Origin of the sequence: Microbacterium foliorum (assembly GCF_006385575.1) — a bacterium.
GTDB classification, from domain to species: domain Bacteria; phylum Actinomycetota; class Actinomycetes; order Actinomycetales; family Microbacteriaceae; genus Microbacterium; species Microbacterium foliorum_B.
Window position 1 is genome coordinate 229,098 of sequence record NZ_CP041040.1, and the last position, 22,940, is coordinate 252,037.

The 22,940-nt window shown below is 67.8% G+C and carries 24 protein-coding genes; 12 read left to right on the plus strand and 12 right to left on the minus strand.

Going from position 1 to position 22,940, the window contains the following annotated elements:
• Positions 1 to 66: 66 nt before the first annotated feature.
• Positions 67 to 426, minus strand: a complete 360-nt coding sequence (locus FIV50_RS01150) for a hypothetical protein (RefSeq protein WP_219846235.1) — start codon at positions 424 to 426, stop codon at positions 67 to 69.
• A gap of 432 nt (positions 427 to 858) precedes the next feature.
• A complete protein-coding gene (locus tag FIV50_RS01155; protein ID WP_140035826.1) occupies positions 859 to 2,355 on the minus strand; it encodes a SulP family inorganic anion transporter in 1,497 nt (498 codons plus the stop codon).
• Between the two features lie 322 nt (positions 2,356 to 2,677).
• On the opposite strand from FIV50_RS01155, the gene FIV50_RS01160 reads away from it, so the two are divergent.
• Genes FIV50_RS01160 through panB form a run of 4 tightly spaced genes read left to right on the plus strand, consistent with a single transcriptional unit; the run spans position 2,678 to position 5,653 of the window.
• Complete coding sequence (locus FIV50_RS01160; protein WP_140035827.1) at positions 2,678 to 3,499, plus strand: Rossmann-like and DUF2520 domain-containing protein; 822 nt, start codon at positions 2,678 to 2,680, stop codon at positions 3,497 to 3,499.
• Entirely contained in the window at positions 3,496 to 4,401 is a 906-nt protein-coding gene (gene panC, locus FIV50_RS01165; RefSeq protein WP_140035828.1) for a pantoate--beta-alanine ligase, read from the plus strand. Before FIV50_RS01160 ends, panC begins: the two co-directional genes overlap by 4 nt.
• The gene (panD, locus tag FIV50_RS01170; protein WP_140038568.1) at positions 4,401 to 4,787 is read left to right on the plus strand and encodes an aspartate 1-decarboxylase; all 387 of its coding nucleotides are present in this window, start codon (positions 4,401 to 4,403) and stop codon (positions 4,785 to 4,787) included. The genes panC and panD overlap by 1 nt, the downstream gene beginning before the upstream one ends.
• A complete protein-coding gene (gene panB / locus FIV50_RS01175) occupies positions 4,784 to 5,653 on the plus strand; it encodes a 3-methyl-2-oxobutanoate hydroxymethyltransferase (protein ID WP_140035829.1) in 870 nt (289 codons plus the stop codon). Before panD ends, panB begins: the two co-directional genes overlap by 4 nt.
• Positions 5,654 to 5,842: 189 nt before the next feature.
• On the opposite strand, the gene FIV50_RS01185 is transcribed toward panB, so the two are convergent.
• The 3 genes from FIV50_RS01185 to FIV50_RS01195 all read right to left on the minus strand — a co-directional run bounded on the left by FIV50_RS01185 (position 5,843) and on the right by FIV50_RS01195 (position 8,064).
• Positions 5,843 to 6,046, minus strand: a complete 204-nt coding sequence (locus FIV50_RS01185; protein ID WP_140035830.1) for a helix-turn-helix domain-containing protein — start codon at positions 6,044 to 6,046, stop codon at positions 5,843 to 5,845.
• Complete coding sequence (locus FIV50_RS01190) at positions 6,046 to 6,534, minus strand: DUF2975 domain-containing protein (RefSeq protein WP_140035831.1); 489 nt, start codon at positions 6,532 to 6,534, stop codon at positions 6,046 to 6,048. Before FIV50_RS01190 ends, FIV50_RS01185 begins: the two co-directional genes overlap by 1 nt.
• A 312-nt stretch (positions 6,535 to 6,846) precedes the next feature.
• Positions 6,847 to 8,064, minus strand: coding sequence for an MFS transporter (locus FIV50_RS01195; RefSeq protein WP_140035832.1), 1,218 nt, complete (start codon positions 8,062 to 8,064; stop codon positions 6,847 to 6,849).
• Between the two features lie 100 nt (positions 8,065 to 8,164).
• Between FIV50_RS01195 and FIV50_RS01200 the strand changes: the two genes are divergently transcribed.
• Positions 8,165 to 8,470 (plus strand): ArsR/SmtB family transcription factor, encoded by a 306-nt coding sequence (locus FIV50_RS01200; protein ID WP_140035833.1) that lies wholly within the window; start codon positions 8,165 to 8,167, stop codon positions 8,468 to 8,470.
• A 121-nt stretch (positions 8,471 to 8,591) separates the two neighbouring features.
• Here FIV50_RS01200 and FIV50_RS01205 read toward each other — a convergent pair whose 3' ends face one another.
• Together FIV50_RS01205 and FIV50_RS01210 are read right to left on the minus strand one after the other, a co-directional pair.
• Positions 8,592 to 9,350, minus strand: a complete 759-nt coding sequence (locus tag FIV50_RS01205) for an SDR family NAD(P)-dependent oxidoreductase (protein WP_181164286.1) — start codon at positions 9,348 to 9,350, stop codon at positions 8,592 to 8,594.
• A 1-nt stretch (position 9,351) separates the two neighbouring features.
• On the minus strand, positions 9,352 to 9,630 hold the full coding sequence (locus FIV50_RS01210; RefSeq protein ID WP_140038570.1) for a helix-turn-helix domain-containing protein: 279 nt from the start codon (positions 9,628 to 9,630) through the stop codon (positions 9,352 to 9,354).
• 74 nt (positions 9,631 to 9,704) lie between these two features.
• Between FIV50_RS01210 and map the strand changes: the two genes are divergently transcribed.
• Complete coding sequence (gene map / locus FIV50_RS01215) at positions 9,705 to 10,505, plus strand: type I methionyl aminopeptidase (protein ID WP_140035834.1); 801 nt, start codon at positions 9,705 to 9,707, stop codon at positions 10,503 to 10,505.
• A gap of 3 nt (positions 10,506 to 10,508) precedes the next feature.
• On the opposite strand, the gene FIV50_RS01220 is transcribed toward map, so the two are convergent.
• Entirely contained in the window at positions 10,509 to 12,038 is a 1,530-nt protein-coding gene (locus tag FIV50_RS01220; protein ID WP_181164287.1) for a glycosyltransferase family 2 protein, read from the minus strand.
• 189 nt (positions 12,039 to 12,227) lie between these two features.
• Here FIV50_RS01220 and FIV50_RS01225 point away from each other — a divergent pair, with 189 nt between their 5' ends.
• A complete protein-coding gene (locus tag FIV50_RS01225; protein ID WP_140035836.1) occupies positions 12,228 to 12,815 on the plus strand; it encodes a PadR family transcriptional regulator in 588 nt (195 codons plus the stop codon).
• A gap of 24 nt (positions 12,816 to 12,839) precedes the next feature.
• Positions 12,840 to 14,531 carry an ABC1 kinase family protein gene (locus tag FIV50_RS01230; RefSeq protein WP_140035837.1) on the plus strand — a complete coding sequence of 564 codons (1,692 nt, stop codon included), beginning with the start codon at positions 12,840 to 12,842 and terminating at the stop codon, positions 14,529 to 14,531.
• Positions 14,532 to 14,633: 102 nt separating this feature from the next.
• On the opposite strand, the gene FIV50_RS01235 is transcribed toward FIV50_RS01230, so the two are convergent.
• Entirely contained in the window at positions 14,634 to 15,833 is a 1,200-nt protein-coding gene (locus FIV50_RS01235) for a Fic family protein (RefSeq protein ID WP_181164288.1), read from the minus strand.
• A gap of 144 nt (positions 15,834 to 15,977) precedes the next feature.
• Between FIV50_RS01235 and FIV50_RS01240 the strand changes: the two genes are divergently transcribed.
• A complete protein-coding gene (locus tag FIV50_RS01240; RefSeq protein WP_140035838.1) occupies positions 15,978 to 17,978 on the plus strand; it encodes a BCCT family transporter in 2,001 nt (666 codons plus the stop codon).
• 157 nt (positions 17,979 to 18,135) lie between these two features.
• On the opposite strand, the gene FIV50_RS01245 is transcribed toward FIV50_RS01240, so the two are convergent.
• The gene (locus FIV50_RS01245; RefSeq protein ID WP_181164289.1) at positions 18,136 to 19,806 is read right to left on the minus strand and encodes an SDR family oxidoreductase; all 1,671 of its coding nucleotides are present in this window, start codon (positions 19,804 to 19,806) and stop codon (positions 18,136 to 18,138) included.
• A 91-nt stretch (positions 19,807 to 19,897) separates the two neighbouring features.
• Here FIV50_RS01245 and FIV50_RS01250 point away from each other — a divergent pair, with 91 nt between their 5' ends.
• The 3 genes from FIV50_RS01250 to FIV50_RS01260 all read left to right on the plus strand — a co-directional run bounded on the left by FIV50_RS01250 (position 19,898) and on the right by FIV50_RS01260 (position 22,057).
• Positions 19,898 to 20,146, plus strand: coding sequence for a hypothetical protein (locus tag FIV50_RS01250; RefSeq protein WP_140035839.1), 249 nt, complete (start codon positions 19,898 to 19,900; stop codon positions 20,144 to 20,146).
• A 57-nt stretch (positions 20,147 to 20,203) separates the two neighbouring features.
• Positions 20,204 to 20,377, plus strand: coding sequence for a CsbD family protein (locus FIV50_RS01255; protein ID WP_140035840.1), 174 nt, complete (start codon positions 20,204 to 20,206; stop codon positions 20,375 to 20,377).
• 102 nt (positions 20,378 to 20,479) lie between these two features.
• On the plus strand, positions 20,480 to 22,057 hold the full coding sequence (locus tag FIV50_RS01260) for an MFS transporter (protein WP_181164290.1): 1,578 nt from the start codon (positions 20,480 to 20,482) through the stop codon (positions 22,055 to 22,057).
• 46 nt (positions 22,058 to 22,103) lie between these two features.
• On the opposite strand, the gene FIV50_RS01265 is transcribed toward FIV50_RS01260, so the two are convergent.
• Together FIV50_RS01265 and FIV50_RS01270 are read right to left on the minus strand one after the other, a co-directional pair.
• Complete coding sequence (locus tag FIV50_RS01265; RefSeq protein ID WP_140035842.1) at positions 22,104 to 22,661, minus strand: MarR family winged helix-turn-helix transcriptional regulator; 558 nt, start codon at positions 22,659 to 22,661, stop codon at positions 22,104 to 22,106.
• On the minus strand, positions 22,661 to 22,918 hold the full coding sequence (locus tag FIV50_RS01270; protein WP_042537280.1) for a hypothetical protein: 258 nt from the start codon (positions 22,916 to 22,918) through the stop codon (positions 22,661 to 22,663). The genes FIV50_RS01265 and FIV50_RS01270 overlap by 1 nt, the downstream gene beginning before the upstream one ends.
• Positions 22,919 to 22,940 lie beyond the last annotated feature (22 nt).

The window sequence follows — 22,940 nt, forward strand, 5'->3', positions numbered from 1 at the left end:
TACCCCGGAGTTGTGGTTTATGTACAACGATTTGTCTGATTCTTAGCCGCGTTCGCGCGACCGCACTCAAGATAGGCGGCGGAGATGAACACACGGGGAGTGCGGGGTGAACGGTGCCGTGATGAAGAGCATCGACTTGCGTCCGACGCGGTCGCCGAAGTGGCCGAAGAGAATGCCGCCGATCGGCCGGGAGACATAGCCGGCGAGCAGGATCACGAACGACAGCGCGGCGCCGAGAGCCGGGTCCATCGTCTCGGGGAAGAACAGGATCGGGAACACCAGTCCGGCTGCTGCGCCGTACAGCAGGAAGTCGTAGTACTCGACCGTGGAGCCGAGGAAACTCGAGATCAGTGCTCGGCGCGACTGCTTGCGGGTCGGCTCGTACGTCGCCGTATCGTGGCGCGAGGTGAGTGATTCTTCGGTCATGGTGTCTCCCCAGATGGCCGGAACTCGCCCGCGCATCGTCGCATCGGGCGCTCCCGAGCATCGGGCACGGAAGCCCGACCGCGAACGTCGTGTGCCGCAGGGTGGAACGGCGGCGTGGTCCGGGGGATGCCGGCGAGACCCCTCTTCTGGGGTGAGGCTCGTGTCGTGGCGGTGGGTCTCGCGCAGGGATGTGGGTCGTGCGCTCGTGGGGTGCCCGCTTCTCGGCGAGACCCCTCTTCTGGGGTGAGACTCGTGTCGTGCGGGTGGGTCTCGGCCCGGGATGTGGGTCGTGCGCTCGTGGGGTGCCCGCTTCTCGGCGAGACCCCTCTTCTGGGGTGAGACTCGTGTCGTGCGGGTGGGTCTCGCCGCGAAAGCTGGGTCTCGCCGACCGGCCAGCCAGCCCGCCGGCCAGCCTGCCCGCCGGATCTGCGACTACTCGAACCCGCCGGTGAGCCTTCCCCGCATCCGCTGGCTGCTGTCGTTCATCCCGACGATCTCGACCGTCTTGCCGAGCGCCGTGTACTTCGTCTCGATCGCGTCCAGAGCCGCGACCGTCGATGCATCCCAGATGTGCGATCCGCTGAGGTCGATGACGACGCGATCGGGATCCTCCGGGTAGGAGAACAGCGTCGTCAGGTCGTTGCTCGAGGCGAAGAACAGCTCGCCGGTCACGGTGTAGGTGACGACGTCGCCGTCGACCGAGCGGGTCACCGAGACGAAGTGCGCCACCCGCCGCACGAACAGCACCGACGCGACGAGCACCCCGCCGACGACACCGACCGCGAGGTTGTGCGTCAGCAGCACCAAGACGACGGTGGCGATCATCACGAACGTCTCGCTCTTCGGCATCCGCTTCAGGGTCGACGGCTTGACGCTGTGCCAGTCGAAGGCTCCGATCGCGACCATGATCATCACCGCGACGAGGGCCGCCATGGGGATCGTGCTGACGAAGTCGCCGAACACGACGACCAGCAGGAACAGGAAGATGCCGGCGCAGAACGTCGAGATGCGGGTGCGTGCGCCCGAGGCCTTGACGCCGATCATGGTCTGGCCGATCACGGCGCATCCGCCCATGCCGCCGAAGATTCCCGAGAGCATGTTCGCCACGCCCTGCGCCCACGACTCCCGCGTCTTGTTCGAGTGGGTGTCGGTGATCTCGTCGACGAGCTTCGCGGTGAGCAGCGACTCCATGAGTCCGACCAGCGCGACCCCGAGCGCGAACGGCGCGATGATCGTGAATGTCTCCCACGTCAGCGGCACGTTCGGGATGAAGAGCTCGGGCAGGCTCTTCGGCAGCTCGCCCTGATCGCCGACCGTCGGCACCGTGATCGCGAACGCCATCACCACGGCGGTCACGATGATCACCGACACGAGCGGCGCCGGCACGATCGTGGTGATCTTCGGCATCGCGATCATCACGACGATTCCCAGCGCGACCAGCGGATAGACCATCCACGGCGCGTCGATCAGCTGCGGGAACTGCGAGCTGAACACGAAGATCGCCAGCGCGTTCACGAACCCGACCATGACGCTGCGCGGAATGAACCGCATCAGCTTCGCGACGCCCAGCACTCCGAGGAGCACCTGGAAGATGCCGGCGAGGATGACCGTCGCGATGAAGTAGTCCATCCCGTACGCCGGCGCGACCGGTGCGATCACGAGCGCGACGGCTCCGGTCGCCGCTGTCACCATCGCCGGACGCCCACCGAGGAACGCGATCGACACCGCCATGATGAACGACGAGAACAGACCCACCTTCGGGTCGACGCCCGCGATCACCGAGAACGCGATCGCCTCGGGGATCAGCGCGAGCCCCACGACGAGGCCCGCGAGCACTTCGCGCGTCAGCATCCGCGGACTCTTCAGCGCCTGAAGCACCGTGGGGTTCGCCCGATAGCGGGCACGATCGTCGACCGCAGTTGCAGACATGGGGATGCTCCAGAGAGGGTGCCCGGTGGTGGGGCAGAACAGTTAAGGGTACGGCGGATGCTGGAGGGGCGCGTCCCTCCGGCCGTTGAGCGAGCGCTCTCACGGGGATGGCGCGTGTCGTCTCCGTCGGCTTCGCCGTCTCCGCTCAACGACCGAGAGAAGCACCTGGGAGCGATGTGCTCACTCTGAGGATGAAAAGCGCGGCGGAGTGACAACTCTATGAGCGCATTTCATGGGCTATCTGCGCTCAGATTTTGCACATACGCCGCTGCGGGCGGATACTCATCCCATCCGCGCCGCACGTCTCGGCCGGGGAAACGACATGCACAGCACCCCTGCTCTCGCACCTGAGACGACCATCGCCATCGTCGGCGCTGGCCGTCTCGGCGGCGTACTCGCACGAGCGCTGCGCACAGCGGGCTTCGTCGTCCTGGGTCCCCTCGGGCGGGACGACCGGATGCCGGATGCCGATGTCGCCCTGCTCTGCGTTCCCGACTCGGCCATTGCGGCGGTGGCCTTCGCCGCGCGGCCCCATGCGCGCCTCGTCGCCCATGTCTCGGGTGCGACGCCGCTCACCGACGTCGACTTCAGCCTGCACCCGCTGCAGACCTTCACCGGCAAGGAGACGTCCGAGGCCTTCCGCGACATCGGCGTGGCCGTCGACGGCCGCACGCCAGAGGCGCTCGAGGTGGCCGAAGCGCTCGCGCGGGCGCTCGGTGCGAACCCCTTCCGCGTCGACGACGCCCACCGCGCGGAGTATCACGCCGCGGCATCCTTCGCCTCGAACTTCGTGCTCACCGTGCTCGATGCGGCCGAACACCTCGCGCGGGATGCCGGGGTGGATCGCGCACACCTCGCACCGCTCGTGCGCCAGACGGTCGACAACTGGGCGGCATCCGGCGCAGCATCCGCACTCACCGGGCCGATCGCTAGAGGTGACGAGGCGACCGTGGCGCGGCAGCGCGCAGCATCCGCCGACTACCGAGAACTCTTCGACGCACTCGCCACCGCCACCCGCGCGGTCGCTGGACGCGCACCGCGCGCGGCCACCACCGACACGAACGACGCGGACACGACCGCCACCGACACGACCACCGACACGACCGCCGATCACGCGGCCACGACCGAGGAGCCCGGGGCATGAGAATCCTGCGCACGATCGCCGAGGTGCGAGCAGCGGTCCGCGACGCCAAGGCAGCGGGCCGGTCGGTCGGACTCGTACCGACCATGGGCGCGTTCCACGAGGGGCATCTCTCGCTGATGCGCGCGGCACGGGAGCAGGACGCCCTCGTCGTCGTCTCGCTGTTCGTCAACCCGACCCAGTTCGCCGCGAACGAAGACCTCAGCACCTACCCGCGCGACGAGGCTCGCGACGCCGCGCTCGCCGAGGCCGAGGGCGTCGACATCCTGTTCGCACCAAACCCGGCCGAGATCTACCCCGACGGCTTCGCCACGAACATCCACGTCGAGGGCATCACCGATGTGCTCGACGGCGCGAGCCGCGGGCCCCACCACTTCGACGGGGTCGCCACGGTCGTCACCAAGCTGTTCGGCATCGTTGGCCCCGACGTCGCCTACTTCGGCCAGAAGGATGCGCAGCAGGTGCTCGTCGTGCGCCGGGTCGTGCGCGACCTCGACCTCGACGTGCGGATCGTGGCCTGCCCGATCGTTCGCGAGCCCGACGGACTCGCCATGAGCTCGCGCAACGTCTACCTCGACGCGGGCGCACGCTCCCAGGCGACCGCACTCAACCGGGCGCTCGACGCGGCGGATGCCGCCCACCGAGCGGGGGAGCGCGACGGCATCCTGCCTGCTGCCCATGCTGTTCTGGCGGAGGCGGGAATCGACGCCGAATACCTGGAACTCCGGGATGCCGAGACCCTGCAGCCCGTGACCCGCATCGAACGAGACGCGCTGCTGCTCGTCGCCGCCCGTGTGGGTGCCGCGCGACTCATCGACAACCACCTGCTGACCGCCACCTCGGCCATCGAGAGCGGCTCGACCACCGAGACCAACACGACCCCCGACGGAAAGGGCGACGCGTGATGCGACGCACGATGCTGAAGTCGAAGATCCACCGCGCGACCGTCACGGGCAGCGATCTGCACTACGTCGGCTCGATCACCGTCGACCCCGACCTGCTCGAAGCCGCCGACATCCTGCCGCACGAGCAGGTGCACGTCGTCGACGTCGACAACGGTGCGCGCTTCGAGACCTACACGCTGGTCGGCGAGCGCGGGTCCGGCGTGATCCAGGTCAACGGTGCCGCCGCCCGCCTCGTGCGCACCGGCGACACCATCATCGTCATCTCCTACGCCGACTACTCGCCCGAAGACCTCGCCGATTACGAACCCGTCGTCGTACACGTCGATCGGTCGAACTCGATCGTCCGCGTCGACGACGCCGTCGGTGAACTGGTGGTGACCTCATGAGCGCCCACGCCGCACCGACGAAGCGCCTGACCCTGCGCGATCTCGACGCGAAGAAGCATGCGGGTGAGCCCATCGTCATGGTCACCGCCTACGACTTCCCGAGCGCGCAGATCGTCGAAGAAGCCGGCGTCGACATGGTGCTCGTCGGCGACTCGGCCGCGATGACGGTGCTCGGCTACGACAGCACCGTTCCGGTCACGACCGACGAGATGCTGATGCTCACGAAGGCCGTGCGGCGCGGACTCACCAAGCCGCTGCTCGTCGGCGACCTGCCCTTCGGCTCATATGAGGCATCGGACGAGATCGCCATCGCGACCGCGCAGCGCTTCATCAAAGAGGCGGGCGTCGACCTGGTCAAGATCGAACGCGGCGGCGCCACCGTCGAACGTGCCCGCGCGCTCGTGAATGCCGGCATCCCTGTCGTCGGACACGTCGGACTCACGCCGCAGACCGCCACCTCGCTCGGTGGATACCGCGCACAGGGGCGCACGGCCGATGCCGCGCTCGCCGTGATCGACGACGCCCTCGCGTTGCAGGATGCCGGAGTCTCGGTGCTGGTCATCGAAGCAGTGCCGTCGGAGGTCACCGCGGCACTCGCGCCCCTGCTGCGCATTCCGCTGATCGGCATCGGAGCCGGAGCGGATGCCGACGGCCAGGTGCTCGTCTTCCACGACCTGCTCGGCATCTACGCCCGCGGAGTCGCCAAGTTCGTCAAGCGCTATGCCGACGTGCGGGGCGTGTCGGTCGCCGGGGTCGCAGCCTATGCGAGCGAAGTGCGTGAGGGCGTATACCCAGGGCCCGAGCACGGGTACGGGATGGCCGACGGCGAGGCCGCACGGCTGCAGGAGCTGCTCGCGGGGCGGTAGGCCGCGGCATCCGGCATCCGGCATCCGGCATCCGGCATCCGGCGTCCGGCATCCGGCGTCCGGCATCCGGTTTCCTGTGCGCCAGCGAAGGCGATGTGCGCTTGCGAAGTCCGGATCCCGCGTCTCCGGCCTTCGGAAGCGCACGCGGACTTCGGAAGCGCACGCGACGCGCGGGCGACTTCCCGATCCTCACGCCTCCCAGCGAAGGATGTCGCCCGGCTGGCACTGCAAGACCTCGCACAGTGCGTCCAGGGTCGAGAAACGCACAGCCTTGGCGCGGCCGTTCTTCAGCACTGCGAGATTCGTCGGGGTGATGCCGATGCGCTCGGCCAGCTCGCCGACTCCCATCTTGCGCCGCGCCATCATCACGTCGATGTCGACCACGACGGGCATCAGATCACCTCGTTGTCGAGCTCCGCGCGCAGCGACTGTGCTTCGGTGTCGCGCTCGATCGCCTGCCGCAGCAGCGCCTTCATGACGACGACGAGCAGGGCGATGCCGCCGAGCACCACGCCCGCGCCGCCGATGAGCGCCACAAGTCCCGGTGCGGCCGAGCCCGGTGCGAGTATCGCAGCGAGGATCCACATGAGCGCTGCGGCCACGAGGATCGCGCCGATGATCACGTCGATGTAGCGGAACGACGAGGTCGAGAAGATCGATCCGCGGCGCACCTTCGTCAGCAGCATCCACACGCAGATGCCGAAGACCTGCAGGGTTCCGACGCCGAGAACCATGATCGATACGAGCGCGATCCGGCCCCACAGCTCTTCGGCGCCGAGGTCGATCCACAGCAGCGGCACGATGAGCGCCTGCACTGCCACGGATCCGATCAGCGCCAGCACGATCACGACTTTCAACACGACGATCGTCGACTTCGCCATGACTCCACCTCTCATCGAGAAACAACAGAAATCTATCGTTAATCGTTCGATATGGGAAGTCGGCGGATGCAGGGGCGCGGCCCTTCGGGAGGAGAACTGCCGCTCCGGAGGAGATCTGCCGCTGGAAGTCGGCGCTTCAGGAGGGGATCTGCCCCTCGGGAGGAGGGATTCGCGGGAAGTCTCCTCCCGAGGCGCAGTTCTCCTCCCGAAGAGGTCGGGTTCTCCTCCCGAAGAGGTCGGGTTCTCCTCCCGAGGGTGAGGGCTTCGTGATGCGCGTCTTGCCGATGCGGCCTGCCGAACGGGGGCGCGTGCCTACTCCGCGCGGCGCACCCGAAGCACCAACGCGACCACTGCGAGCACGATGACCGCGACCCCATATCCCACGCACACCGCGCCGAGCCCGAACACCCCGACCAGGGTTCCGGCGACGACGGCGGGCACTCCGAATGCGAGGTACGCGAGCAGGTAGATCACGGCGAACGTGTCGGCGCGGTCGGTGGCGGGGATGCGCGGTGCGAGCGAGGCGACGACTCCTGAGAAGGCGGTGCCGAAGCCCATGCCGGTCACGGCCGTCGCAGCGAGGTAGAAGGGGAGCGACTCGACGCCGAGGGCGATGAGCGACAGCGCTGTTCCTGTCGCGAGGGTGGCGGTGCCGAAGATCACAGAGGTGCGCGGTCGGCGATTGCGGAACACGAACGCGGTGATCGCGCCGACGCCCGCCAGCATCGCGACTGCGAGCCCCTGCCAGACATGGGCTTCGCCGCCGAGCTCGGTGCGCACGATGGTGGCGCCGAGCGAGAGGAAGAGGCCGCCCGTCGCCCACCCGGCGATGATCGCCGGTGCGCCGCGCCAGAAGTCCGAGCGGATGCCGGCGGGCACCGACAACCGGAAGCTCAGCGACCGCCACGCCCCCGCATGCAGCGGCGCGGTCTCGGGTGCGAGGAAGAACAGCGTGGCGAGCACGAGGTAGATGACGGTGAGTGGCGCGAAGACGTCGAACAGCGGCTGGCCGGTCACGTCGAGGGCGATGCCCGAGACGAGTGCGCCGAGCGCCAGCCCGATTCCGGGGCTCAGGGCATTCCAGAGGGCGGCGACCCTCGAGCGTCCGCCGGGTGCCAGATCGAGCGCGGCGGCCGAGAGCGCGGCGATGAGCACGCCACTCGCGGCGCCCTGCAGGATGCGCGCGAGCATGAGCGTCGCGACCGAGTCGGCGTGCCAGAAGAGCAGCATGCTTGCCGCGAGCAGCAGCAGTCCGCCGATCGCGACGGGGCGGCGTCCGATGTGGTCGGAGAGCGAGCCGGCCGAGAGCAGCGCGAGCAGCAGGGCGATCGCGTAGACGGCGAAGACCGCACTGATGACGATCGCGTCGAAGCCGATCTCGGCGGCGAGCACGGGGTAGAACGGCGAGGGAGCGCTCGCGCCCATCATCATCGCGATCTGCGTCACGATCGCCAGCGCGAACCCGAACCGCGGGCGGCGGATAGCGGATGCTGACGCCGTGGTTGTGGCGGTCGGTGACGTGGTGGTCATGCGTGCTCCCGCAGGGTCGGTCTCGAATCATTGGGTTCGACAATCATCGAACTATCGGAGCGTACTCGCGTTCCATCGATTGTTCAACTATTCTCGAACCATGCCAGGCGAACTTCCGCATCCGGATCGCTCCGAGATCCAGCTCACTGACGTGCTCTTCGCGCTCAGCGACCCCGAGCGCCTGGCCATCGCGCGGCAGCTCGCCGACGGTCCGCTCGACATGGCTGCGTGCCACGCGACCGATCCGAACCTCCCCAAGTCGACCAAGTCGCACTTCATGAAGGTGCTGCGCGAGGCGGGCGTCATCCGCAACGAGCCCCTCGGTCGACGGCGGATGCTGACGCTGCGGCGCGACGACCTCGACGCGCTGTTCCCCGGGTTGCTGGAGTCCGTGCTGCGCGGCTGAACTCCGGGCCGCGGGCGCGGAGCGAGCTCGCCGCCTCGGGAGGAGATCTGCTCCTCGGGAGGAGAGATTCGCGCGACGCCTCCTCCCCAGGGACAGTTCTCCTCCCGAGGGTGTGCAAGACCTACCGGAAGTACGACGCCCCGTTGAGGTCGAGCACCGTACCCGAGGCCCATACGGCAGTGGGTGAGGTGAGGTAGGCGACGGCATCCGCCACCTCTTCGGGTGTGCCCACGCGGCCGAACGGGCTCTGCTCGCGGATGCTGTCGCCCTGCTCGCTCTCGAGCTTCGCCGACTGTCGCTCGGTCGCCACCATGCCCGGCGCGACGGAGGTCACCGAGATGCCGTGCGAGGCGAGCACCAGTGCCATCGACTGGCCGAACGCCTGCAGCCCCGCCTTCGTCGCGGCGTATGCCGGATGGTCGGCCTCGCCGCGGAACGCTCCACGCGACCCGACGTTGACGATCGCCCCACCCGATCGGCGCGCGATCATGTGCTGCGCCACGAGCATCGTCACATTCGACGCTCCGAGCAGGTTGACCGACACCATCGCAGACCACGCGGACTGCCACTCGGCATACGACGTCGAGTCGACGCGATGCTCGTTGGCCGCACTCGGCGCCACCGCAGCGTTGTTCACCAGGATGTCGAGTGAACCCAGGGCGGCGATGGCCTCATCGACCACGCGCTGCGCCTCGGCAGGATCACCGAGATCGCCTCGCGCGAGCGCATGACCGGAACCCTCGAGCGATGCGAGGGTCTCTTCTGCGGCGACCCGATCCCGGCCGTAGTGCACGACGACCCGGTCACCTCGTCGAGCGAGCACCTGCGCGACCGCGCGGCCGATGCCGCGCGAGCTGCCCGTGATCAGCGCATGCGCCATCTCAGGACGCGACCTGTGCGCGACCGATCGCGCGCACCGGGGGCTCGATCTCGGCCCAGACCGAATCGAGTGAGAGGTGCAGCACGCCGGCGATCGCCGCGATGGTCGAGAAGGCGGGCGTTGCGACGCGTCCGGACTCGATCTTGCGCAGGGTCTCGGGCGAGACGCCCGCATCGAGGGCGACGCTCAGCATCGACCGCTCGCCACGTGCTCGTCGCAGCAGGGCGCCGAGACGCTCTCCGCGTTCGACCTCGGCGGGAGTCAGCGGCATCCGAACCATCATGTGCCCATTCTAATCCCGGGATAGTATTACCGGGATAGTTATTGGAACTGATGCCGGATGCGGAGACAACCATGATCGAGATCCTCAACGACGACCAGCTCGCCCGGGCGCGGGAAGCCGGCGCGCTCGTCGGCAGCATCCTGCAATCGCTCAAGCAGCGCACGACGGTCGGTGTGAATCTGCTCGACCTCGACCGCTGGACCAAGCAGATGATCGAGGATGCCGGCGCGGTGTCCTGCTACGTCGACTACGCCCCGTCGTTCGGCCGCGGGCCCTTCGGTCACTACGTCTGCACGGCAGTGAACGATGCCGTGCTGCACGGGATGCCGCACGACTACGCCCTCGCCGACGGCGATCTGCTCACCCTCGACCTCGCCGTCACGCTGCGCGGGATCTCGGCGGATGCCGCCATCAGCTTCGTGGTCGGCGGCGGCGGTGGCGGCGGCGGTGCCGGTGCCACCGCCAGCGCAGCATCCGATCTCGCGATGATCGACGCGACCGAGCGCGCGCTCGCCGCAGCCATCGCCGTGGCTCGCCCGGGCGCCCGCATCGGCGACCTCTCGCATGCGATCGGCACGGTGCTCAGCGATGCGGGCTACCCGATCAACCTCGAGTTCGGCGGCCACGGCATCGGCTCGACGATGCACCAGGACCCGCACGTCGCCAACGACGGACGCCCCGGCCGCGGTTACACGCTGCGCCCGGGCATGCTGCTCGCGCTCGAGCCCTGGGTCATGGCCGACACCGACGTGCTGGTCATCGACGAAGACGGCTGGACCCTCCGCAGCGCCATCGGCTGCCGCACGGCCCACACCGAGCACACGATCGCGATCACCGAGACCGGCGCCGAGATCCTCACGCTCGCGCGCTGAGAGTCACTTCTTCTGCGACCCGCTCCGCACGCGGCGCACCGCACGACCGGCCAGGTCTTTGAGCCGCCCGCCGGGCCACTGCCGACGCAGTTCGACGGTGCCACCGCGTCCGGCGACGGGCGTGCAGGTGCGACCCGCGAACAGCGGTGAGCGTCCGGCTGCGGCGAGCGTCTCGGCATCCGCGGTGAGGGGGACGTCGAAAGTCCAGCCCGCGCGACGCACCGTCACGAACAGCTTCGCGCCGCGCGTCTCATCATCGGGCCGGAACACCCTCAGAGGGTCGATGGCGACGGCGATCGCGCCGAGATTCCGCGGTTGCAGACGCGCCACGCGACGCTCGACTCCGGCGGCCTTGTCGCGCCACAGCAGCTCGACATGATCGTTCTGCAGCTCGCGCCCTGCTTCGACGACCCCGGTCGGCAGGCCGTCCATCGCGATGGGCAGCGATGTCATCACGCCCGTGCCGGACTCGAACACGAGAGCGTCCTGCCCGTCGCGGGTGATCGAGACATCGATCGTCAGATACAGCCCGCCGCCGCGCGACCACCGCGCTGAGGTCACGACCGCGCGGCATGCGAGCTCGGCCTCGAAACGGGCGAACGTCAGCAGGTCGGCACGCCGGTCGGCGCGGAGCAGTGCGGCTCGGATGCGGTTCGGAAAGGCCAGGCCCCCGTCGACACCGGGACCGAAGCGACGTCGCGCGAGCGGGATCACGACGTCGAGCAGACGTGCGCGGTACTCCTCGGGATACCCGGCGTACTTCTTGCCCGACACCCGCTTGAGGATCTTGCCGCGGAACCAGTGCCGCAGCAGCCTGTCGCGCAGGCGCCCGGGCTCGGTGTACCGCTCGACCAGGTCGAGAACGGCCTCGAGGTGGGGGAAGTACGTCTCGGGTTCGATCCGCGATGAACTCGCACTGCCCGCGTGCTTGACCCACGCGTAGCACGGCTGGCTCGCGAGGATCGAGATCGTCGACGCCTCGAAGTATGCCCGCATCACGAACAGGTGATCCTCGAGCCGCACCTTGCCGTCGGGGAAGCGGATGCGCTTCTCGCGCAGGAACGAGGTGCGGAACATCTTGTGCGGCGTGAGCATCTCGAGCAGCGGATCCTGGCCGAGGCGGGCGCGCGGGATGTCCTTCCGGAAGATGCGACTCGGCAGCCGGCGTCCGATGCCCACCTCCTTGCCGACCACGACATCGGATGCATGCTGGTCGGCGTAGTCGCACAGGGCTTCGAGGGCGCCGTCATAGAGCCAGTCGTCCTGATCGACGAACTGGATGTACGTGCCGCGTGCATCGTCGATGCCGTGGTTGCGCGGGGTTCCCGGCCACCCCGAGTGCGGCAGGTACGCGACGCGGATGTAGGGACGATCGCGCGCGATCTCGACCAATCGGGCCGCTGTCTCCTCGCCCGAGCCGTCGTCGCACAGCAGCACCTCGAACCGGTCGTGATCGAGTGTCTGTCGATCGAGAGAGGCGATCAGCTCGTCGAACGCCGCCCCCGGTCGGAACACGGGGACGACCACGCTCACCCGGACGGAAGTGGACGCAGGGGAAACGGCAGGAGAATTCGACATCACCATCAGTGAAACATCGCCGGCTGTGGAGCGCAGGGGGCTTGCTTTCAGGAATACGCCGTGCCATCGGTACCGGATTCCCACCCGGCACTCAGCCTTAACGATATATCGTTGACTATCGCTCACCATTTCCGGGAGGTCATCATGAACAACGCATTCCCCTCGAACCCGTTCGGCGGATCCGGCTTCGGCTCGGGCCCCGGCGGACCCGCATCCGCGATCTTCGATGCCATGGAGCAGCTCCGCAAGACGTTCGAGCAGCGCCCCAGTGGCGGCTCGCGCATGGCGAAGGGCGACGTCCGCACCGCGGTGCTGTCGCTGCTCGCCGAGAAGCCGATGCACGGCTACCAGATCATCAACGAGATCGCCGACCGCAGCGGCGGCACGTGGAAGCCCAGCGCAGGCTCGGTCTACCCCACGCTGCAGCTGCTCGCAGACGAGGGCCTCATCGAGGCTGACGAGCAGAACGGTCGCAAGACCTACTCGCTCACCGAAGCCGGCCGTGCCGTCGCCGCCGAGCACACCGAGACGCGGGCGCCGTGGGAGTCGCAGTCGAAGGGCGAGGGCTCGCACGACAACCCCCGCTACAGCGCACTGCCCAAGGCCGGCGTCGACCTCGCCGCGGCAGCTGCGGCCGTCGGCCGCAGCGGCAGCACCGAGCAGGTGCAGCAGGCGGTCGAGATCCTCGACGAGGCCCGCCGTAGGCTGTACTCGATCCTCGCTCAGGACTGATCGCACACGACCCAGGGACGACACATGACGGATGCTGCGGCGCAGGGCGCCCATCGTGCCCGGTACCGCCGCATCGTGTCGTTCGCGGCGCGCGAGTTCCTCAAGGTCTGGTGGTTCGAGCTCGTCCTGCCGCGCTTCGGCATGAGTGCGCTCGCAGAGCGCACCCGCGCCCCGCGCATGCAGCGCTTCGCGAAGCGGTTCCACGTGCTCGCGGTCGAGCTCGGCGGACTCATGATCAAGGTCGGGCAGTTCATGTCGTCGCGCCTCGACGTGCTGCCCCCTGAGATCACGAAAGAGCTCGAGGGGCTGCAGGACGAGGTTCCGGCCGTGCCGTTCTCCGGCATCCGCGCCGCCGCCGAGGCCGAACTCGGCATGCCGCTCGAGCAGGCGTACGCATGGTTCGACGAGAATCCGGTGGCCGCGGCATCCCTCGGTCAGGCGCACCGCGCGCGCCTGTCTGCGCAGGATGCCGCCGACACCGGCCTCGGCGACGTGGTCGTCAAGGTGCAGCGCCCCGGCATCGACGAGATCGTCGCGGTCGACCTCGCGGCTCTGCGCCGCGTGGCGCGGTGGGCGATGCGCGTCAGGCTCGTCAGCGACCGGGTCGACGCCCCCGGCCTGGTCGAGGAGTTCGCGCAGACGAGCCTCGAGGAGATCGACTACCTGCACGAGGCCGCGAGCGCCGAGCGTTTCCGCGAGAACTTCGCCGGAGACCCGCGCGTCAGCGCCCCCGAGATCGTCTGGGAGCGCTCGACGCGTCGCGTGCTCACGCTGTCTGACGTCACGGCGATCAAGATCAACGACACGGATGCTCTGCGCGCGGCGGGCATCGATCCGTCGGAGGTCGCGGATGTGTTCGCCGAGGTCATGTTCGACCAGGTGTTCACGCACAGCTTCGTGCACGCCGACCCGCACCCCGGCAACATCTTCGTGACGCCCGAGCCGGAGTCCACGGCGGGCAGGAACTTCCGCCTCACCTTCATCGACTTCGGCATGATGGCCGAGGTGCCCGACACTCTCCGCAACGGCCTGCGCACGCTGCTGATCGCGGTCGCCGGTCGCGACAGCCGCGGGCTGGTCACCGCAGCTCAAGAGATCGGCGTGCTGCTGCCGTCGGCCGACACCGCCGAGCTCGAACGGGCGCTCCGGGCGCTGTTCGCCCGCTTCGGCGGCATGGGCTTCGCGGAGCTGAGCAAGGTCGACCCCCGTGAGTTCACGGACTTCGCCGACGAGTTCGGCGACATGGTGCGCTCGCTGCCGCTGCAGCTGCCCGAGAACATGCTGCTGCTGATCCGCGCGGTGTCGCTGACCTCGGGCATGTGCTCGAGCCTCGACCCCTCGTTCAACGTGTGGGATGCCGCCGAGCCCTACGCCGCACGGCTGCTGCGCGACGAGTCGGGCAACCTCATGCAGGACATGGCGCAGCAGGCCATGGAGACGGCCGCCGTCACCTATCGCCTGCCCAAGCGCATCGACGCGATCATCACCCGCGTCGACGACGGCAACGTCACGTTCGACACGTCGGCCCTCGAACGCCGCCTCGACCGACTCGAGGGCATCGCCCGACGCATCGGGTCGGGGGTGCTGTTCGCCGCGATGCTCGTCGGCGGCGCGCTGCTCGTTCCTTCCCTTCCGCCGCTCGGCATCACCCTCATCTGCGTCTCGGCGCTGCCGCTGCTGCACTCGGTCTTCGGCGGGCGCCGCGGCCTGCGCTGACGCGGCTCGCGGCGTCCGGCAATACCACCTCTCAATCGAGATGCGGCTGTTCGTGCGCGCCTCGTCCGCGTGAGGTTCGCCCGCACGCGCCGACACGAACCGTCACGTGTCATCCGTGAGAGTTCTGAGCACTCTCGGAGCAAAGAATCGTCGATCATAGGTGTCACCGGGTACTTGGCGGAGGATGCGCAGATCGACGAGTTGACCGACAAGCTTGTTCGCCCGCGTGTACGACAGGTTCAGATCTGACTCCACCTTTCGCACGGTGAAGGATGGATTGGCTACGGCAAGATCGACCAGCGCGTGGGCGGAGTCTGCTCGAAGGGTGGAGGCTCTCACGAGTTCTTTTAGTTCCGTCTGTACTGCCACTAGCGCGACCATTTGGCGACGGGTCTGATCCGCCGCGGCTTGCAGACCGCGTGCGAAAAAGCGTACGAAACTATCCCAGTCTCCGTCGGCGCTGACTCCGAAAAGCATGTCGTAGTAGTCCTGGCGGCGCGACTCAAACCAAGGTGACACCGTGAGCGTGGGTTCCTCGAGCACTCCACTGAGCTGGAGATGCAACACGATGAGGAACCGTCCCAGTCTGCCGTTGCCGTCGCGGAAGGGATGGAGAGTCTCGAACTGGTAGTGAGACATCGCAGCTGCAACGACTGGATCGATGTGGCCGCCGTGAGGCCGCTGCATCCAATCGGCGAGATCGCGCAGGTTCGCCTCCAGCTGGAGGCCGGGGGGCGACGGGATGAATCGGGCCGCATGCGCGGGAAACCCGAGCACGTCGGCATCGGGACGTCTGCCGATAACGACCTGGTTGTCTCTTACCCGCCCCGACACGGCATGCAAGGGCGTGCCCCTCATCAGGACTCCCTGTAGCTCGCTGAGCAACGAAACGGAGATCGTCTGCCCTCGCGCGATCTTGTCGAACCCAAGGTTGGCCATTCGAACGTAGTTCAGGACCTCGACGAGTTCGGCGGTGGAGGCGTTGTTCTCGTCGGCTGTGAGAACGGCAGCCAGAGGAGCGTACGTCCCCTCGAGCGCGGAAGTGCTCTGTGCCTCTCTTCGCAACGTGGGCAGCCGGAGCAGCTGAGGGTTCGGTAGTTGCCGGGAGGTACTGTCGAGTGCGGCCAATGCCGCGCGGGCATCGGACACGGCCAAAAAGGTTGCAGTGGTCAGATCGGGCATTTCGCTCGCGAGGGGCACCGGCACGAACGCTTTGTGGGCCCAGGGCCCGAGTTGGGGGTCGTGGCCGTCGATCGGCACGAGTGATCCCATGGCTGAGTTCTGGAACATTTGAAGGTCCACAATGTAACTCTATGGGGTCATGAAGCACATTTGAAGTGCGGGAATGTTCCTTTCGTGTTGAGCTATGTCTGCTGCGATCGGAGCCTGTCCTCGGCACGGCATTCGATCCGGCCGCAGAATGCCGGCATGGGAGAATTGGTTCCCATGGACACTCCGGACGACAACCCCACCTCACGGACCGACGCTCCGAAGACCAACACCGCAGCAGTCCGCCAAGCCGCGAAGGCCACGGAAGCCGCGCAGAAGATCGTCCGCGACATCGCCGCGGTGCCGCCGCGCGGCGTGCACCCGGCGCTCGTGCCCGGCGTCTCGGTTGAAGAGACCGGTCGCACGTACCGCACCGATCCGCTCGTCTTCGGCATCGCGGTCGCGCTGACCATCGCCTTTATCGCCTGGGGAGTCTTCGCGGGCGACAACCTCTCTGGAACGACCGCGACCGTGCTCGCATGGGTCGTCGAGTACTTCGGCTTCTTCTTTACGACGATCGCCACCGTCATCCTCGTCTTCATGCTGTTCATCGGCTTCAGTCGCTACGGACGCATCCCGCTCGGCCGTGACGACGAAGAGCCCGAGTTCTCGATGTTCTCGTGGATCTCGATGCTGTTCGCCGCCGGCATGGGCATCGGTCTCGTCTTCTGGGGCGCGGCCGAGCCGCTGACCTTCTTCGAGACCCCTCCGCCCGGCACCGTCGAAGCCAACACTCTCGAGGCCATGCACACCGCCCAGGCCCAGGTGCTCTACCACTGGGGCCCGCAGGCGTGGGCCTTCTACGCACTCGTCGGTGGCGCGATCGCCTATGGTGCGTTCCGCCGCGGTCGCACCCCGCTGATCTCGTCGATCTTCGCTCCGCTGCTGGGCGAGGGCCGCACGACCGGCCCCCTCGGCCGCACGATCGACATCTTCTCGATCATCGTGACCCTGTTCGGCACCGCCGCATCGCTGGGCCTCGGAGCCCTGCAGATCGGCCACGGCGTCGAGATCGTCAGCGGCATCGGCGAGCTCGGCAACGGTGTGCTCATCGCGGCGATCGCCGTGCTCACGGCCTGCTTCATCGCATCCGCCGTCTCGGGCGTCTCGAAGGGCATCCGCGCGCTGTCGAACATCAACGCGGTCGTCGCGCTGCTGCTCGCCTTCTTCGTGTTCTTCGTCGGCCCGACGCTGCTCATCCTCAACGTCATCCCCTCCGTCGCCGTGCAGTTCCTCGGCGATCTGCCCGAGATGGTCGCCCGCTCGGCATCGCAGGGCGATGAGGCGCAGATGTTCCTGTCGAGCTGGACGATCTTCTACTGGGCGTGGTGGATCTCGTGGTCGCCGTTCGTCGGCATGTTCATCGCCAAGATCTCGCGCGGCCGCACGCTGCGCCAGTTCGTGTCGGTCGTCATCGTCGTGCCCGCCGTCATCTCGCTCGTGTGGTTCGCGATCTTCGGCACGACGGCGATCCAGCAGCAGATGGACGGCGCGAACCTCACCGTGGATCCGCCCGAGGAAGTGCTCTTCGGCGTGCTCGAGAACCTTCCGTTCCCGCTGATCACGAGCATCGTCCTCATCCTGCTCATCTCGATCTTCTTCATCACCGGTGCCGATTCGGCCTCGCTCGTGATGGGCACGCTCTCGCAGCAGGGTCGCCCCGAGCCGTCGCGCTGGGTCGCTGTGGTGTGGGGTGTGCTGGTCGGAGTCATCGCCGCGGTGCTGCTCGTCACCGGCGAAGAGGGCAGTGGGCTCAAGTCGCTGCAGAATGTCACGATCATCGCCGCTCTGCCGTTCGCGGTGATCATGGCGTTCATGATGGTCGCGTTCATGAAGGACCTGCGGCGGGATCCGATGATCCTGCGCGAACGCTATGCCCGTATGGCCGTGCGCCACAGCGTCATGGCCGGTCTCGAGGAGTACGGCGACGACTTCGCCCTCGTGCCCGTCGAATACGACCACTCCGAAGACGACCTCGCCTGGATCGACGAGGCCGACGTCGACGACAGCCTCGCCGAGGTCTACGCGACGGCGACCGAGGCGATCGACATCATCCCGGCCTCCGACGGAACCGCTGCGGATGCGGGTGCCGATGCGGATGCGGATGCTGATGCGGATGCCGGTTCGGGTTCGGACCCCGGTTCAGACGCGGCCGGCCTCGCCGAGCGCCCTTCCTGACTTCACGCCGAATCGACCCCGCACACGGCTTCTGCTCGGTGCGGGGTCGATTTCGCATCGGAATGGGCCGTTTGGGGTGCGAAAGTGACCCCGCACGCGGTCCCGGATGCGAAAGTGACCCCGCACGCGAGTCGCGAGGGGGCAGCAGGCAGGGAACTCAGCTGACGACGGATGCCGCGCCCGAAGCGGATGCCGAACCTGCCGCACCCGAAGCGGATGCCGAACTCGCCGCGCCCGAAGCGGATGCTGCACCATCCGCGACCGTCTCGACCGGCACCGCCGCAGCGTCGGTGATCCTCGCCGCCATGCCCGCGAAGATGAAGCCGTGGAACGGCAGTACGCCGAGCCAGTACAACCGGCCGGCGAGCCCTCGGGGGAAGAACACGGCGCGCTGCTCGTAGCGCGACCCGTCGCCGTCGGGCAGGGCGCGCAGCTCGAGCCACGCATCGCCCGGCACCTTCATCTCGGCGCGCAGGCGCAGCAGTCCGCCGCTCGCGGGTGACGAGTCGGTCGCTCGTCCGGGCTCCTCGACGGCCTCGACGCGCCAGAAGTCGATCGCGTCTCCGACCCGCGCCTCTGCCTTGCTGCGGCGTCCGCGGCGAAGGCCGACTCCGCCGACGAGGCGGTCCATCCACCCGCGCACAGCCCACAGGAACTTCGACGAATACCAGCCGTTCGACCCGCCGATGCCGATGATCACTCGCCACAGGCTGTCGACCGGTGCGGCGGTGCGCAGCTTGCGGGTATCGGTGAACACGGTGCGTCCGGCCCAGTCCGGGTCGCTCGGCAGGGGATCGCTCGGAGCGCCCGAGACTTCGGCATCCTGCCAGCTCGTCTCGATGGTGTCGGCGGCGTCGCGACCCAGCGCGAGCGAGACCGCCGTGCGGTACGGGGTCAGCCCGCCCTCGGGCTGCGGAATCAGCTCGTCGATCGCGTGGTCCTTCACGATGCACTCGTTCTGCAGCGACGCGACGAGCGGGCGTGCGATCGACCGCGGAACCGGCGTCACGAGATTCACCCAGTGCGAGGCGAGACCGGGGGTCAGCACCGGCAGAGAGGCGATCGCACGCTGACGGAGTCCGGCTTCGAGCGCATAGCCGTTCATCATCTGGCCGTAGCGCAGCACGTCTGGCCCGCCGATGTCCACTGCGCGATTCACCTCGTCGTCCACGCGGGCAGCACCCAGCAGGTAGTGCAGCACGTCGCGCACGGCGATCGGCTGGATGCGGTTGCGCACCCACTTCGGCGCCGGCATGTACGGCAGCACATCGGTGAGGTGACGGATCATCTCGAACGACGCAGAACCCGAGCCGATCACGACGCCCGCCTGCAGCACCAGCGTCGGCACACCCGACTCGAGGAAGATCTCGCCGACCCGCACGCGCGAGCGCAGATGCGGCGACAGCTTCACGTCGTCGGGGTGCAGGCCGCCGAGGTAGACGATGCGTCGCACGCCGGCCTTCGCCGCGGCATCCGCCACCGTGGTGGCCGCTCGCTCATCGCTCTCTTCGAATCCCTTGCCCGCGGTCATCGAGTGGATCAGGTAGTAGACGACGTCGACGTCTTTCATGGCCTCGGCGACGGCATCGGCATAGTCGGCCGAACCCTCGACGATCTCGCACTCGGCACCCCAGGGGAAGGATGCCGCTCGTGCGGCGTCACGCGCCAGTGCGCGCACCCGGTATCCGGCGTTCAGTAGTCGTGGTGTCAGCCGTCCGCCGATGTATCCGGTGGCACCGAGCACCAGGGCGCGAGGCGCGGATCCGTCGTCGCGGGGGAGGGCGCGCAGGGCCTCTTCGTGCCCGGTGGGCTGCGTGAGCTCGGTCATGACTCGAGCGTAGGCGCGATACTCGAAATTTTCACTAGGCTGGCGAATCACTAGTTCATCTAGTAATCTTTTGGCCGAGGAAGGGAATCGCATGTCGACAGCAGCACAGCACGCCACACGGCGCGATCTCCGCTCGCGCCGACTCGCCCCGATCGACTCCGTCGATCTCGCTCCGCTCTCGGCCCGTGATGCGGTCGGTCGCGCGACCGGAATCCGCCGCATCCCACTGGCCCCCGCCCGCCCGCCGCTCTGGAAGTCCGCCGGAGTCGCCGGCCTCATCGCGGTGATCGCTGCAGCAACTTTGCCGCTGGCTGCCTCCGCACTCGACATCCCCCTGTGAGTCGACACCACAGGATCCCGACCACAGACCACCGCTGAGAAGAGAAAGGAGCCCCCCATGGGACTCGATGACAAGATCAAGAACGCCGCACAGGACATCGCCGGCAAGGCGAAGGAAGCTGCCGGCAAGGTGACCGACAACGAGAAGCTCGAGGCGGAGGGCCGCGCCGATCAGGCGAAGGCCAACGTCAAGAAGGCTGGCGAGAACGTCAAGGACGCTTTCAACAGCTGACACCAGCGACACAGCGCGGGGAGGTGGCGGAAGCCGCCTCCCCGCCGTTTGTGCGTTCCGTCCTCTGAGACGCGGATGCCGCAAGAGAAGGAAGATGGCACGATGTCCGATCCCCTGAAGAGCACCACCCCGAACCTGTGGCAGCGACTGATCCGTCGTCTGCGACCCGGCGCGGACGAACCACGACGTCTCACGGTCGACGACGTCACCGTGGTCGACCGCCCGATGCTGCGCCGCGCAGTCGCCGGCACGGTGGTCGGCAACCTCATGGAGTGGTACGACATCGGCATCTACGGCTATCTCGCCGTGATCATCGGCCGCGCGTTCCTGCCCGATGCATCAGCCGGTGCGCAGTCGCTCTTCTCGCTCGGCGTGTTCGCGGTGACCTTCATCGCCCGTCCGCTCGGCGGCGTCGTGCTCGGCCAGCTCGGCGATCGGCTCGGCCGTCAGCGCGTGCTGGCCTTCACGCTGATCATGATGGCCGCGGCGACGTTCCTCATCGGCGTGCTCCCCGACTTCTCGGTGATCGGCATCTGGGCGCCGATCCTGCTCATCGTGCTCAAGCTCGCGCAGGGCTTCTCGACCGGTGGCGAGTATGCCGGTGCCACGACGTTCATCACCGAATACGCGCCGGACAAGAGTCGCGGGTTCTATGCCTCGCTGCTCGACCTCGGGTCGTACATGGGCTTCGCGATCGGCGCCGCGTTCGTGTCGATCCTGCAGCTGACGCTGTCGGCAGAGACGATGCAGGGCTTCGCCTGGCGCATCCCGTTCCTCGTCGCACTGCCGCTCGGGCTCATCGCGATCTACTTCCGTCTCAAGATCGAAGACACCCCCGCCTTCCAGGAGGCGAAGGAGTCGGCCGAGCGTGCAGCCGACGACGCGCAGAAGGCCGCCGATGCGCCGAAGGGCGTCCTCGCGCTGATCCGCGCGTACTGGCGCGAGCTGCTGACCGCTTTCGTGCTCGTCGCCGCGGCCAACACCGTCGGCTACGCTCTCACGTCGTACATGCCGACGTACCTCACCGGCACGCTGGGCTATGACGAGGTGCACGGCACGCTGCTCACGCTCCCGGTGCTCGTGGCGATGGCCCTCAGCATCCCCCTGACCGGCAAGCTGTCCGACCGCATCGGGCGCAGGAAGGTGCTGTTCATCGGCTCGATCTCGGCGATCGTGCTCGCGGTGCCGTCGTTCCTGTTCATGATGCACGGCGAGATCTGGTCGACCCTGCTCGGGCTCGTGCTGCTCGCCTTCCCGGTGACCTTCTACGTCGCGAACCTCGCGTCGTCGCTGCCCGCGCTGTTCCCCACGTCGTCGCGGTACGGCGGCATGGGCATCTCGTACAACCTCGCCGTCGCGCTCTTCGCCGGCACGGCGCCGGTCGTCATGGAGGCGCTCGTGCAGCTCACCGGCTCGTCGCTCGCGCCGGCCTTCTATGTCATCGGCACGTCGATCGCCGGTTTCATCGCCGTGGTCGTGCTCAAGGAGTCGGCGCGCAGGCCGCTGCCCGGCGCGATGCCGAGCGTGCAGACGATCGAGGAGGCCGTCGAACTGGTCGAGACGCAGGAGGAGAACCCCGATCTCGATCTCGACGAGCTGTTCCCCGAGCGGGTGGTCGTCGCAGCGGATGCCGAGGGTGAGGCGAACGCTCAGGCGAAGACCGACCCCGGAAGAGTCTGATCAGAGCGTCGGGTGGCCGGCCGATCCGTCGGCCGGCTCTCGGCGATCACTCGCCGGAGGACTCGGATTCCTCGTGCGAGCGGATGACGTCGCGCAGTTCCTGGTCGAGATCAGACGCCTCTTCGATGGCCGACGTCATGCCGGCGAGGAAGCGGGTGACGACCGCGCGCTCCTTGTCGCTCATCTCGTCGACGAGCGCCAGCATCCGCCTGTGCATCGCACCGAGGGTCTCGCGCACCTCGTCGTCGCTGCTGACCGTCGGCACCACGATTCCGGCGCGTCGATCGGTCGGATGCGGCTCCCGCTTCGCGTGCCCGCCCTTCTCGAGGCGGTCGATGAGGGTCGTCGTCGATGCGGTCGAGATGTCGAGCATGCGGGCGATGTCGATCGCGCGCACGATGCGTCCGGCCCGCTGCTCGCGCAGCAGGAAGCGCAGGGCGACGAGGTCGGTCTCGTTCATCTTCATCGAGATGCGTGTGCGTTCCCGCATCGCGGTCTCGGCCGATCGGTAGCGACGCAGCAGGTTCAGGACGTCGACGGTGCTCGCGCTGTCTGCCTCGGGGTACCAGTAGCCGGAACGGCCGAACTCCTCAGAGCGCTCCATCACGCCACCTCGCCATCATCGCTCAGGCTTTCTTCACTTCCACGGGGTTCCGCCTCGCGTGCGAGCATCTCGGCCGCGCCGGACTCGACCTCGGCCGGCACGATCCGCAGGATCCCGCCGGTGATGGCGTCATGTTCGGCGGTGACGATCTGATCGATCCGCCACGCAGGCACGGAGGGAAAGTCCGCGCGCAGACGGTCGATCATGTCGGCGTACATGATGTACCCGGCATCCTCGAGTGCGAATCGCTCGACCATGAGGCCCCTTTCCCAGAATTCC